The sequence below is a fragment of the Pseudoalteromonas sp. L23 genome (genome assembly GCF_021728455.1).
Classification (GTDB): domain Bacteria; phylum Pseudomonadota; class Gammaproteobacteria; order Enterobacterales; family Alteromonadaceae; genus Pseudoalteromonas.
On the sequence record NZ_JAKKCW010000024.1, the window covers coordinates 12,671 to 25,686 of the forward strand.

Genomic DNA, 13,016 nt, shown 5'->3' on the forward strand with positions numbered 1-13,016 from the left:
TGGGATCCTGTTTATTTCTTCGGATCGTGCTTGTCGAACCACCACTGAATATAAGCCACTTTGTTTAGCAGGTTGGATGGCCTTTTGGTGATTCCGTGTGAGGCATCTGGAATTCTGACCATAGCTGTTTCTACACCTTGTAGCTTAAGCGCCTGATAATACTGCTCGGTTTCTGAAATTGGCGTACGATAATCCGCTTCACCTGTCAGTAGCATGGTTGGGGTTTTTACATTACCCACATAGCTAATAGGCGAGCGTTTCATATAATGTTCCATGTGCTCCCATGGTTTTCCTGGGAACCAGTAGTCCGCAAAAAATGGATAGAAATCTGCAGTTAATACAAAGCTATACCAGTTAATCACCGGCTTTGCTACGACCGCTGCTGCGAATCTATCCGTGTGACCGACAGTCCACGCAGTGAGTACGCCGCCACCTGAACCGCCCGTAACAAACAAGCGGTCTTTGTCTATATAGCCTTCGCCAATCAGGTGATCGACACCTGTCATTAGGTCGTCAAAGTCATGGCTTGGGTAGTTATGGTGGATAGTTTGAGCAAACTCTTTGCCGTAGGAGTCGCTGCCTCGTGGATTCATGTAAAGCACGACGCTGCCTTGGGCGGCAAAAAGTTGTACTTCGGCGCTAAAATGTGGGCCATAGTTTGCAACTGGGCCACCGTGGATCTCAAGTACGAGCGGATACTTTTTAGATTTATCGAACCCTGGAGGGTAGGCGACCCAAGCTTGAATTGGCAGTTGATCATGTGTCGACTTTAGCCAAACTTCTTCAACTTTTGCCAGTGTTTTATCGCCAAGGGCATCTTCGTTAAGCTTTGTAATTGGTCTTGGCTCGCCGCGTTTTACAATTGCGACATCGGCAGGGCGCTGGGTATCTGCAAGTGTAAAAGCCACTAGTCCACGATCACTGATGGCATAGTCACCACCTGAATAGGGGCGACCAAAACTAACACTACCAATGGCATCCGTTATCTGCTCAAAACGCCCTTTTAACGGCTGGTAGCCAAGTGTGGTTTTCCCTTCACTGTCGTAACTTACATAGACACCACGGCTGTTGGCGGCCCAAGTGACAGAGGCAAGGCTTCTATCTAAATCGGCTGCATAGGTTTTGGTTTCGCCGGATTTGAGATCTTTGACATAGAGTAGGCTATTCTCGTAATTGGTTTTTTTATCATCATAACCAAGGTAAGCCAGATAGCGGCCATTAGGTGACACCTCGGGGTGATTATCTGGGCCAACTCGGTCAGTTACCGCTGTGATTTCGAGCGAGTTTAGGTCTAGCTTATAGACTTCGCTGTTGGTTGGGTTTAATTGGTTATCCTTGTGGCGATTAGCCGAAAAATACAGTGCCTTTGCGTCATCAGCAAAACTCAGTTCGCCGCCATGATCAAAGTTGCCTGAGGTTAACTGTTTTGCGTTGCCACCGTTGGCGTCAATTTTGAAAATATGATTAAAGCCCGGTTCGGTATAACCAGCACCGTCGGCGCGATAATATACCTCATCGATAAATACGGGTGGTTTTGCCCATTCTGCCCCCTTGGGTTTTCCTGTAACAGATACCGGTGGTGCCTTTTGGCTGGGAACAAACTGGCTAAAGTATAAGCTTTTACCATCTGGTGACCAATGTAGTCCTGATGGTCCATGAGCTAAATTGCTGATCTTGGCAATGGCACCGGTTGCTAACCATTTCACATAAATTTGGCTGCTACCGTCGCGAGTAGAAACAAAAGCGATGCGATCATTACTAGGCGACAGCACAGGAGAATAATCCATGTGCAATCCAGAGGTAACTGGCTGCATTGCGTTGGTAGCAAGGTCTACAGACCAGATATTACCGACTTTTCTATCACTTTTTATATCCATGCGGTTGCGCACGAAGAAGACTTTGTCACCGTCATTGGTGATGTCAATTTGATTAGCATATTCAAGATTAAATATATCGGTTGGCTCAAGCGATGCGGCTTGCACAGCGCAAGCTGAGCTCGCAATCGCGACGCCTGCTAGAAAGTATTTCATGACTCATCCTGTTTCTAATTATCATTTCCACTATGCGCGATATTGCAGCTTAATCAACTCTTTGCGGTGAACAAATTAAAAGTCTATAAAAAAGTGCTTTACCTCAACTTAGCTTGCGGTTTTATCGTTGCCAGCAGTTAACGAAATTTATAATGAAGAGGATGATATGTACTTAGAACACGTAAATTTGGTAGTTAGCGACCTAGAAGAGGTGCTTCACTTTTATCGCGCCGCATTTCCTCACTGGAAAGTTAGAAGCAAAGGGCAAGGCGAGTGGTACGGCAAAGCACGAACATGGCTGCACTTTGGTGATGACTATCATTATATAGCGTTTAGCGATCACGGTGAGGGTCACAACAGAGCACTCGAAGGTCACCAAGTCGGCTTGGCACATTTTGCCTATGTGGTTCAAAGTATCGAGCGTGTCGTTAATAGGCTAACCGAAGCGGGTTATGCGGTCGATAAAGTCGGGGCGCAGCATCCACACCGAAAAAACGTTTACTTTATTGATCCAGCTGGATATGAAATTGAGTTTGTGGAATATATGAGTGATCTGCCTTCTGAGCGTAATAGTGATTAACTTGCTAAGAAGCGTAAGTGTTACCCATGTTATAGCTATAGCGAGTGGTTAGAATGAGGGAGATCTAGTGTTTTTAAAAACAAATGATCCGCCCTCATTTGGTGAGCACAGCTCTGTTATTACTTAACCTGAGGTTTGGATAAGGAATGAGCTAACTCATTGTTTTTTAATCACCTTAAACTATCTTCTTATCTAGCCAGAGAGTTTTAGGGATAACTCCGCTCTCGCGTCCTGCTACCGCCCTGGTACCTACATCCTTGTAGGCAAGGCAAATTTACGCACCAATAGCTGGCTATTGGAAGTGAATTCAACGCAGTTAGCGCTAAAACTGGCTGCTAGAAAGGCATTAATTATCCGAAGCTCAGGTTACTTTAGCAACCCAAACTTCTCGTCATTTACCCACTCACCGTTAATTTGGAAGTTATGTTTTAGCGTGCCTTCAAGCTCAAATCCTAGTTTTTTGAGTAAATGGTGAGAGGCATGATTTCCTTGGGTAACGGTGGCGATGAGCTTGTGGTAATTACATTCGTGCAAGGCAAAATCAATGACGGCTTTAGAAGCTTCAAGGGCGTAACCCTTTCCTTGAAATTTGGGAGAGAGCATAAAACCTAACTCGGCCTGTTGAAATGGGGCCCACATACTTAAAAATCCGTGTAGCCCGATTGGGGTCGCTGTGGCCGTTTCTTCAATCACTAAGGTGAGCCAGGTGTTATCTTCTTTGTGCCACTGCCCAAGTCCGGCGCTTAAACCACGGTTAAACTTTTCACGCAGCGTAGCTTCATCGGTAATCTCACCGACAAAACGCATGACATCTGGTTGTTGATGAAGTTCTGCCCAAAGCGACCAATCTGTATTAAGTATAGGTCTTAAGGTAAGTCTACTCGTATTTATTTGAATCATTATTCTAACTTTTATTTGCCGTAGCTGGAGTATTCTAGTTTAGTCTTTATGCTAACCACAAAATGTACTAACCTCAACTTGTGATTGACTTGTGGTTGTTTCTTTTCTGTTTGCTTTTTGTTTCTTTTTTGTGTACGTTTTGGGTGTTGGATTTTTTCTGACGCATACATACATTTTAAACACTTAAAGGAGTAAATGTGATAAATTTTAAAGTTATAGGGGCCGCACTCTTATTAGGGGCTTGCAATGTACAAGCTGCAGTAGTGGACACTTTTTCTTGTGATACATGTACTGAACAACAAGCTATAAACTTAGCAAGATCAAAAGCGCCGCCACTACATTGTTATTGGAATAATGAACCAGGAACAATACCAGGTGTCGATGATCAAGTGTGTGATGGTTCAGCAAAAACATTTATTATTGCTAACCCTGTTGCTCGACAAAGTTATAAATTCCGAGTTCAATCTATACCTAACGGTCATCTTGAGAAAATAGTTCGCGTTAATAATTTAACCCTAAGTAATGATGAAATCACCATGCTTAATAAGTTTTACGAACTAGATTCAGAATTTTATAGTGTAAGTAACTTTTCAATCCCAGGACAAGACTTAAATCAGAATTCGGGTTTTACTACTCGTGAGAGTCTTGAAACTTTGATAGGTCCTATGCGGCTAACCGATGGAGACCAATGCGCCGGGCATCCAAGTAAATATTTAAAATCAACCAGAGCCCAGGAGCAACTGTACAATCAGCTGGCTGCTAAGGTGTATGCGGACATGAACGGGCAAAATTGGAGCGACTATACTACGGAAACCAGATTGGCTGGAGGGGGGATTAATTTAGAGTTAAGGCGAGGCCTAGGTTTAAATATCTCATTGTCCCATAACAAAAGACAAGTTCACGCCAATACCGTTTGGGATGAGAACAACAGGTTGGTTTTTGATGTTACATATAAAGGGCAATATACTATAGGTACCCAGAATAAGCTTCTGCTTGATTTTAAAGTGGCAAGAGGTGTTAGTAGAATCGATGGTCTATCGTTAGAATACTGGTCTTTGAAAAAAGTAGATTTAACTAAAGAGCCTAACGTGAGTGAGTGTATGAAGGAATACATCGACTCAATAGCAGAGAAAAGTGTAACTGTTCCTGGAAGACCCCCTGGTGATTACGATCCTCCTGGTGGAGATCCTAGTCGGTTATGCACTAAGCGTGTGACTGCTTACTCTTGCACACCTTGGAGCTGTTTACGTCAGGAGTTTTTGGTGCCAAATCAGTGTTAGCTTAGCATTTTGAGCTTGTAGACTTTGATAAATGGCACCGTCTTGATTGGATAAGGCACACCTTTTACCATTGAATGAGCTTTTGCTAAAGATCTAAGGCATTAAACGCAGTATGTTTAATGCCTTTTTAACTAATCGTCACTCGTAAGTGTATGGTTTTTCGAGAGTGGACTAGTTTGTTGTGGTATTGACATTCAACTACTCTGTTTTATTAAACATGTACCGCCAGACTATCACAAATTATTGATTTATCACGTTTCTTATTTCTTCGATTAAGGCAATGCTCGCCTCGTTGTCACCGTGAACGCATAAGGTGTCGGCGCGTAAGGCAAGTGATTTCCCGCTTGCAGTTGTAACACTGCCTTGCTGATGTAATTGCTTAACTTGCGCAAGTAGCGCTGATTTGTCATGCACTGCGCCCGCTTCAGAGCGGGGAGTCAGTAAGCCTTCATCGGTGTACAGTCTATCGGCAAAGGCTTCAAAAATCAGTGATACATTATAGTCATCGGCGAGTTGTTGGTGACTTGTTTGTTGCGCAGTGGCTAGCACCATCAACTTAAGCTCACTTGGATAGTGTGAAATGGCCTTGATAACACAGCTTAATATCCTTTGTGACTTCATCATATCGTTATAAAGTGCGCCGTGTGGTTTTACATAACTTAGCGTCAAGTCTTGCACCTTTGCCATCCCTTCAATTGCGGCAATTTGGTAATGTAAGGCGTTGATGATCTCTTGCTCAGAGAGCTGCATTGAGCGGCGGCCAAACCCTTGGCGGTCTGGGTAGCTTGGATGTGCGCCAAGCGTCACTTGATGTGTGTTGACCAGCTTTAGTGTTTGCGCGAGTACATCAGGATCTCCTGCGTGAAAACCACAAGCGACATTGGCCATGTCGATATGTGGCATTACGTGTTCGTCTAACCCCATTTTCCAAGCGCCAAAGCTTTCACCCAAGTCGCAATTTAATAACATGCTTATTTCCTACTTCGCTACTGCAAGCTCTAAATCTTGTCTATCTGTCACCAATAAATGGTGTAGACTATTCATAATACAAAACTCAGGTGCCGCTTTTGCTATGGCTAACTGAGCTGTTAGGCTGGAACCCCAAAAAACCGGAAGCTGGCCCTCTTTACAAATCAATGGCTCGCCAAAATTGGGCTTGCTAAGATCTTTGATACCGACCTCATTAGGTTCACCAAAATGAAGTGGCAACGCATAGGGAAGTCGGCTCAGTGTTGCCGCTTGAATGGCACTAATAAGATTTTGCTTGGTTAATGGGCGCATCGCCAATATTTGATTCGCCTCGTACTTATCTACTGAGTTGCAAGGCAAATTACTGATGTAGAGTGGTAAAGGCGTGGTTGGATTCGCTGATGGCGGGTTTATTCCATACTGCGCGAGTAAGTTATCAAAAGAAAGATAACTGGCAAAAGCAAAGGTAACTAAATCGTCGCGCCAGTGCTCTTCTATATTATGGCATTCTTGGGCGAGCTGGCCATGCTTTAAAATCTGATACTTGGGGAGGTGGTAGCGAATGTCTATATCTTTCCCCAAAGTGTCAAAGTTAAAATTACCCGGCTCGCTGGGCGGAATAATTAGCTTGCAAACAGATTGATTACTCTCACAAAAGCGAAAGAATGAATATGCTTCGCTTTGTGGCAAAATAATCACATTACACTGTGTGAACCCAGGCACGAACCCTTTAGTAGGGCCCGTATAATCACCATCCTTGATCAATTTTCTTATTGCATGTGGTGCACTTAAAGAAGCACTGGGATCCATAGATTCCTCCAATTAGTGGTTTACTGTAACAGGCAGTGAACCTTCCGCATTCGCTATTCCTAAAATCACTTTGGCCAGCGCCGTGTAGGCAGGCCCAGCTACTTTTTTATCATGATTTACGTCTACATTATAAGCATAACTTGCTAATACTGCGTTACTAAGAGGGCCAAAGGTACTAATTTCGTATGGTGCTCTTAGGCTGATAAATAGCTGCTTTTTACCCAGTTTCTGACCATATTGCAGTAATGCTTTCAGCGCCTCAGGTTGTACATTACGCGCCACCCCATGCTCTCGTAACTTTTTTACATCGTCCATGCCGCCAATTTCTACCGCACTTTGTGGTGGGGATGCATGTGCGGCGATTATCACATCGGCCTGTTTAATTGCATCATGTGCAATGTTTGGGTCGTAGGCTTGTAGGCTTGTACAAGAAAGTGTGAGCGAGTTTTTGCTGTATGTTTGTAACGCTTGCTCTAGTGCAAAACATTTTTGTCTGTCAGGCATGATAAGGTGAACAACTTGAGCGTTACCTCTGAGCGGCAATACACCATCGTTTTTTACTTCGGTGATAGCTGCTAGTGCAAGCTCTGCTTCTAAACGACGATGGCTTGGATTGCCCAGCGTTGAATTGGCAATGGCCAAAGAAGCGCTCGATTGCGGCAGCTTTGTCTTGAGCTTAGCGATACGCGCCATAGAACTGCTAAGTTGTTCTTGGTTTAGTTTATTGGTATCCAGTGCTTTAGCTAGCTGAGCCATATATTGCTCAAAGCGTTTGATGTCTGCACGATTGCGAATAGCAATAGGCATTAGCGCGATATCCACGCCGGCATTAAACGTTTCAATTGTCGCATCGACTGGATTAAAAAAGTCGCTGATCCCAGCCATATCTAGCGCATCGGTGACGGTCACGCCTTGGTATCCCAACTCGTGTCTCAGTAGTTGTGTCATGATCTGATAAGACATAGTCGCGGGCCTTATCATGCTCTCACCTTGAGAGTTAACAACTTTACTGTTGTCGAGCGCCGGATATTGAATATGGGCGGTCATTATCATGCCAGGAGGCGATGCTTTGATTATCTCGGCAAAGGGCAATAAATCTTGCTGGTTAATTTTGTCGCGGTCGTGATCAACGCGAGGTAGTCCCGTGTGGCTATCAACATGTGTATCACCGTGGCCAGGAAAATGCTTTAGCGCAGAGAGAACGCCTGCGGCCTCAAATGCTTTTACCTGAGCAAGACCTAATTTGGCGACCACTTTTGGATTTTCCGAGAATGAACGCACATTTATCACCGGGTTGTTCGGGTTGCTGTTCACATCTACCGTTGGGGCGAAGTTTACGTTGATCCCTAAGCTATTTAGCTCCTTTCCAATTGCGCTTGCCACTTTGGTTGCGTAAGTATCACCCTGTTTTGGATAGGTTGCTCCAATACTCATATTGCCGGTAAACGACGTTGCTTGTTCACGATTTATTCGCGCAACACGGCCACCTTCTTGATCTATGGCAATAAATAAAGGAAGTTGACTTTTACTTTGTTGTGCCGCACTTTGCAAAGCATTGGTTAGACTGACGATTTGCGCGGTGTTTTGCACATTTTCGGCGAACAAAATAGCGCCACCGATGTCATATTTACTAATTAATTCGGACAGCTCAGGCGGTAAAGTTGTCATCGCTGCTCTACAATCTCCACTTGGCCTTTTGCTTTCACCGCAGTAATAGCGGAAATCGAGCATAAGCTTTTGTCCAAGCATTTGCGAAGTGGTCAGTGGCACTTGTGCTGCTGTTGCGTGAGCTGAAGTGATGAAACTCATGAATGTGATAGTTCCTAAAGTAGTGAGCAGAGATAATAATCGCACAATCAATAATAAACGCTGAATAAAATTGCCTACACTTTAACACTGATTTAGAAGCGACTACAAAATGCTTTCTATTAGGGCCTGTTGCTCTTTCAAGTTTGTTTTTGCAGCAGTTTGATTGGTATTTATACAAGGCAGAGCCAGCGTAGCATAGTCATTCTATGTAAGTCAGGCGATAAAGACTTTGTGCTCCTGCAAAGTCACCTTACCCCACATCCTTGTGGGGCAACACAGAAGAAATGCTAATCAAGTGCTGCCCTTTGGGTTCATCTGAGTGCGCTTTGTTCATTGTTGCTCAACTTTTGCCTAGATTACTAGGCGGCAAGTCGAGCGTCGCGACCAAAACACACTCAGAAGAACAAAAATCAAACAGCAAAGGTCAACAGGCCCTAGGCGATAACAGCATAAATGAAGCACAGATTTTAAAAGGAATAAAAAATGAACAACCATATAAACTATGTAGAATTAGCAGCAAAAGACTTAGTAGCAACACAAGCTTTCTTCGAGCAGGTGTTTGATTGGCAATTTGAATCTTACGGGCCAGATTATATTGCGTTTGCAAATTCAGGCCTTGATGGCGGCTTTTTCCGAGCCGATGTGTCTTCTAAACAAGCGCAAGGTGGAGCGCTCGTAGTGTTGTACAGCGATGAATTGGAAGCCGTGCAAAGCAAAGTAGAGCAAGCGGGCGGAGAGATAAGCAAGGCTATATTTGAATTTCCTGGCGGTCGTCGCTTTCACTTTATTGAGCCGAGCGGCAATGAATTTGCGGTGTGGTCTAAATAACTTGAGTTTAAAAATAATTAGTTGACATATTCCTTATTCAAACCTCAGCTTAAATAACCAGGCGATGTGCTGTAAAGCCCCTTTACAGCACACGTAAATACTGAAGTTTTGCTGCAATAATCTTTCGTTTTCAGAACAGATAAAAACTTGAATTCGTTGCTATTGTGAACAATAGTTATTAAACACTGATGCAAACATCTCTTTGTGTTTGATACCTGCTTACTGCGTAATCAGCCGATAGACTTATCTAACGAGTTTAGATTCAGCGTAGAAGTGCCGATAGCAAGGGCAATCATTTTACAAAACACCGCTAAATGCATCTTCACCATACTTAGGTTTGATTAGGCAATGAGACGGATATTCTTAGTTGTTGGTATTTTACTCTCCTTAACCATGCTTATGGCCGATAAATTGGGCCTATTCTTACTGTCACCAGTGACTTTTATCATCATCATCGCTTTAGTTTTTTTGTTTGTAGCACTGCTTTGGTGGCAAGCTCAAGATACTAAAAAGATTATGGTTGATGATGACTCTACCGTGCCACAAGCGGTGTTAGACAGCGATGGCGTTATTCTACAAGCCAATGTCCAAATGCAATCCATACTGGGTGTTGGCAGCACAGTAATAGGGTTAAAACTTGAAAATTTAATCGCGGTGAGCGGTAACATCCATAGTGAGGGGAAGAGTGGTGCAACAAGCATGTTCGAAGCGCTTGTTATGCAAAGTTATGGTAATTGCACGACTAAACACAGTGGCAAAGTTATTAGTCCTGTTACTTTACCAATTAAAGTCGCGGATACCGTTACAGGGTATCTCTGTTATTTTAATACTAGCAACAGAGAAAACCGCCTCGCTCAAGCACTAGAAGAAGAAAAGGAATTGCTCGAAGTGACGCTGAGCTCTATTGGTGATGGCGTGATCTGTACAGACGTAAATGGCGTGATCACTTATATTAATCCAGTCACAGAAGCCATTCTCGCGATGTTAAATGAAGAAGTGGTCGGGCGGCGATTTGATGATGTGATGTCTATGTATCACGAAGAAACCAAAGCTTCGGTGAATCAATTCCCTGAACTTTGCCTAAAGCAAGGCCATACCATTTGTTTACCTGAACTCACTTCCATCACCAATCATCTTGGTCTTACCTTTGCTATCCAAGATTCCTTCTCTCCTATTATAGCTAAAGATGGCAGCTACCTTGGCACTGTAATGGTCTTTCAAGATGTGACAGAGTCGAGATTGATGGCGAAAAAAATGAATCACCTTGCTCATCACGATGCATTAACTGGGCTACCCAATCGCTTATTGCTGCATGACCGTTTAGTGCAGGCTTGTAAACGAGCCAAGCGCATGAGTCACCAATTTGCTTTGGTATTTATTGACGTCAACAAATTCAAAAAAATCAACGACTCACTGGGGCACGATTATGGCGACTTATTACTCAAAGAAATTGCGAGCCGATTAACTCAGCAAATTCGAGGATGTGACACCGTTGCCAGAATGGGGGGCGATGAATTTGTGTTACTCATTGACGGGATCCAAGATAAAAAATATGTACGTAAGGTGGTGTGTAAAGTATTGAGTAGCGTTAATGGACAATATTGTTTGCGCCAAGTTAGTCTAAAAGCCACGGTGAGTGCTGGCGTTGCAATTTACCCTGATGATGGTGACAACACGGAAGCTTTGTTAAAGCATGCTGATACCGCAATGTATCGAGCTAAAAAAGCCACACAAACGGAGTTTCAATTTTATAACGCACGCCTAGATCACGAATCGGAGCAGCGCTTAGTGCAAGAAAGTCGGATCATTCAGGGGTTAGATAATCGAGAGTTTATTCCTTATTACCAGCCTATTGTCGATGCGCATACCCGCAAGATTAAAAAACTTGAAGTGCTCGCAAGGTGGCAGCAAGATGAACAATTGTTGGTACCTGAAGACTTTTTTGAAGCGGCATGTGATGGCGATCTGATGGTAGAAATTGGGCAACAGCTCAGAACACAAGCTTTCAAGGCGATGAAAACATGGTTTTACGAGTACGATAATCTCGTGGTTAGCTTTAATTTTTCGCTTGCTGAACTCACCAATAAAACTGTAATAAAAAACTTTATGGAGCAGGCTGCGCAACATCAGTTGCCATCTCGGCAAATTGAAATAGAAATCAAAGAAGTTGACCTGATAGAGCTACTTGATAAAGCACCGGAAGTGATGGCGGAATTAGAGCAAACTGGTATGCGGATCTCAATTGATCATTTTGGTGTTGGGCATACCAGCATGCTGTACTTGCAAAAACTTACGTTTGAAACCATTAAAATTCCACCGGCTTTCCTTGCGACCCCTCAATCGGTTGCCTCACAAAATGATATTGCAAAATTGATTGTACAGATGGCAAAGAGCTTGGATGTAGAATGTGTAGCGGTAGGTGTTGAGACCGCGTTGCAAGCTAAGTCTCTTAATCTCAATGGCTGTCACCTTATTCAAGGCAACCACCTTTTTGCTCCCGCCCCAGAGTCAGAGATCACCCCGATTCTCAGTACCCATATGAGTATAGAACGGCGCAGATTAGGTCAAAACTAAATTTAACGGTTTCTTTAATGGTACGCAAATTCAAGCCCCGAGTGCATCATCTGCTAAATGCATAACACCGCTTAATTTCTGGATTGGAACATGTAGATTCTGATGCGAAGACAAAGTAGGTTTAATTGTCTGTCTCACTAGCAGGGCCTCTTGCAGGGGATTTTTTCGGTGCTGTTAAATTATCTGGAAGCATGGTGTGAAATGGATTTGATTGGTTATATATAACTGTATTTTCAGATGGATAATAATCATTTCTATTTTCTTTTTCTTGAGCAATGATTCTTTCTAACCTTGCTTTCTCAACTAATCTAATTTCATATAACTCTGCTATCTGACTTGTATTATAACCAAGTGCTGAGAGCTTCTTAGCTGTTATTATCCAGTCGAGCGCTTCATATGTATTAGAAGGAGCCTGTCTTCCCTCCCATGGAACTATTTTCTGTTTTATTGGTGTTTCATAGTTTCTATATTTTTCCCCAATGATTGCGCCGATGAGTAATGATGTTGAAAATATTGAAATTAATATGCCCAGCAAGTTAAGTTTTTTCTGATTAGGTGAATTAACCTCAATCTTAATAACTCCAAAAATAGTCCCTAATAAAGCTGCGACAATAGCAAAGAAGGAAGCAACGACTGGGGTATTTGAAGCTCCAATAAAATACCCCAGTACTAGAGCAAATATACCATATCCTATATAGATCATTTTATAATTCCAGCCCCTATTTACAGCGCTTGTTACAGCGTTTTTTACAACGCTCATAAATAGGACCGCAATTAGAAGAATTGCTACCTTTTAGGCAATCTTTTCGGGCTTCATCACAATTATCAACACACTCACTCCAGTCACATGAAGGAGGAGTTCTGCTAGATGACAACAAGTTTAAACTAGCTGGTTGGTTATTTTTAATTAGTAAACTATCTAGTTCAGCTTTAGCTTGAACGGAGGGCTCGTTTGTAGTGTGAGTTGCCAATGCACAGGCACTGAATACTAATATAGTTAAGGTGAATAATACTTTCATAAAAGAATTCCTTATCGTAAATTGTACAAAATTTCGGGTTAAACCCCCACTGAAATCTGCATGTTATGGAAAATCTTTTACCTTGCTTATATGCACGCGTGGGACAGCTCATCAAGGAGTTTTTCTATCCTTATGAGTTTATCGGGTATAGTTCTATAAATTGCAATTGTCAAATGGTAGGCTACAGTAATTTTTTAGAGTGAAGCAATAATTTTTG

The 13,016-nt window shown here is 42.9% G+C and carries 10 protein-coding genes; 4 read left to right on the forward strand and 6 right to left on the reverse strand.

Annotated features, from left to right (window positions below; all coding sequences use genetic code 11):
• Nucleotides 1-11: 11 nt before the first annotated feature.
• Nucleotides 12-2,030 (reverse strand): S9 family peptidase, encoded by a 2,019-nt coding sequence (locus L3V43_RS22450; protein WP_237117430.1) that lies wholly within the window; start codon nt 2,028-2,030, stop codon nt 12-14.
• A 166-nt stretch (nt 2,031-2,196) separates the two neighbouring features.
• Here L3V43_RS22450 and L3V43_RS22455 point away from each other — a divergent pair, with 166 nt between their 5' ends.
• Nucleotides 2,197-2,610, forward strand: coding sequence for a VOC family protein (locus L3V43_RS22455; RefSeq protein WP_174169629.1), 414 nt, complete (start codon nt 2,197-2,199; stop codon nt 2,608-2,610).
• Between the two features lie 366 nt (nt 2,611-2,976).
• Here L3V43_RS22455 and L3V43_RS22460 read toward each other — a convergent pair whose 3' ends face one another.
• Entirely contained in the window at nt 2,977-3,510 is a 534-nt protein-coding gene (locus L3V43_RS22460) for a GNAT family protein (RefSeq protein ID WP_237117431.1), read from the reverse strand.
• A gap of 197 nt (nt 3,511-3,707) precedes the next feature.
• On the opposite strand from L3V43_RS22460, the gene L3V43_RS22465 reads away from it, so the two are divergent.
• Nucleotides 3,708-4,790, forward strand: coding sequence for a hypothetical protein (locus L3V43_RS22465; protein ID WP_237117432.1), 1,083 nt, complete (start codon nt 3,708-3,710; stop codon nt 4,788-4,790).
• A gap of 240 nt (nt 4,791-5,030) precedes the next feature.
• On the opposite strand, the gene L3V43_RS22470 is transcribed toward L3V43_RS22465, so the two are convergent.
• The 3 genes from L3V43_RS22470 to L3V43_RS22480 are packed head-to-tail and all read right to left on the reverse strand — an operon-like array spanning nt 5,031 to nt 8,378.
• Nucleotides 5,031-5,759 (reverse strand): 5-oxoprolinase subunit PxpA, encoded by a 729-nt coding sequence (locus tag L3V43_RS22470; protein WP_237117433.1) that lies wholly within the window; start codon nt 5,757-5,759, stop codon nt 5,031-5,033.
• 9 nt (nt 5,760-5,768) lie between these two features.
• On the reverse strand, nt 5,769-6,569 hold the full coding sequence (locus L3V43_RS22475) for a DUF1445 domain-containing protein (RefSeq protein WP_237117434.1): 801 nt from the start codon (nt 6,567-6,569) through the stop codon (nt 5,769-5,771).
• Between the two features lie 12 nt (nt 6,570-6,581).
• The gene (locus tag L3V43_RS22480) at nt 6,582-8,378 is read right to left on the reverse strand and encodes a glycoside hydrolase family 3 N-terminal domain-containing protein (RefSeq protein ID WP_237117435.1); all 1,797 of its coding nucleotides are present in this window, start codon (nt 8,376-8,378) and stop codon (nt 6,582-6,584) included.
• Between the two features lie 483 nt (nt 8,379-8,861).
• Here L3V43_RS22480 and L3V43_RS22485 point away from each other — a divergent pair, with 483 nt between their 5' ends.
• Nucleotides 8,862-9,206, forward strand: coding sequence for a VOC family protein (locus L3V43_RS22485; RefSeq protein ID WP_010603872.1), 345 nt, complete (start codon nt 8,862-8,864; stop codon nt 9,204-9,206).
• 348 nt (nt 9,207-9,554) lie between these two features.
• The gene (locus tag L3V43_RS22490) at nt 9,555-11,780 is read left to right on the forward strand and encodes an EAL domain-containing protein (protein WP_237117436.1); all 2,226 of its coding nucleotides are present in this window, start codon (nt 9,555-9,557) and stop codon (nt 11,778-11,780) included.
• Nucleotides 11,781-11,901: 121 nt separating this feature from the next.
• On the opposite strand, the gene L3V43_RS22495 is transcribed toward L3V43_RS22490, so the two are convergent.
• Nucleotides 11,902-12,540, reverse strand: coding sequence for a hypothetical protein (locus tag L3V43_RS22495; RefSeq protein ID WP_237117437.1), 639 nt, complete (start codon nt 12,538-12,540; stop codon nt 11,902-11,904).
• Nucleotides 12,541-13,016 lie beyond the last annotated feature (476 nt).

What these genes read in the sequence shown, in the direction of transcription:
- L3V43_RS22450 (WP_237117430.1), bottom strand. Translation starts at nt 2,030, where the DNA reads ATGAAATACTTTCTAGCAGGCGTCGCGATTGCGAGCTCAGCTTGCGCT.
- L3V43_RS22455 (WP_174169629.1), top strand. Translation starts at nt 2,197, where the DNA reads ATGTACTTAGAACACGTAAATTTGGTAGTTAGCGACCTAGAAGAGGTG.
- L3V43_RS22460 (WP_237117431.1), bottom strand. Translation starts at nt 3,510, where the DNA reads ATGATTCAAATAAATACGAGTAGACTTACCTTAAGACCTATACTTAAT.
- L3V43_RS22470 (WP_237117433.1), bottom strand. Translation starts at nt 5,759, where the DNA reads ATGTTATTAAATTGCGACTTGGGTGAAAGCTTTGGCGCTTGGAAAATG.
- L3V43_RS22475 (WP_237117434.1), bottom strand. Translation starts at nt 6,569, where the DNA reads ATGGATCCCAGTGCTTCTTTAAGTGCACCACATGCAATAAGAAAATTG.
- L3V43_RS22480 (WP_237117435.1), bottom strand. Translation starts at nt 8,378, where the DNA reads ATGAGTTTCATCACTTCAGCTCACGCAACAGCAGCACAAGTGCCACTG.
- L3V43_RS22485 (WP_010603872.1), top strand. Translation starts at nt 8,862, where the DNA reads ATGAACAACCATATAAACTATGTAGAATTAGCAGCAAAAGACTTAGTA.
- L3V43_RS22490 (WP_237117436.1), top strand. Translation starts at nt 9,555, where the DNA reads ATGAGACGGATATTCTTAGTTGTTGGTATTTTACTCTCCTTAACCATG.
- L3V43_RS22495 (WP_237117437.1), bottom strand. Translation starts at nt 12,540, where the DNA reads ATGAGCGTTGTAAAAAACGCTGTAACAAGCGCTGTAAATAGGGGCTGG.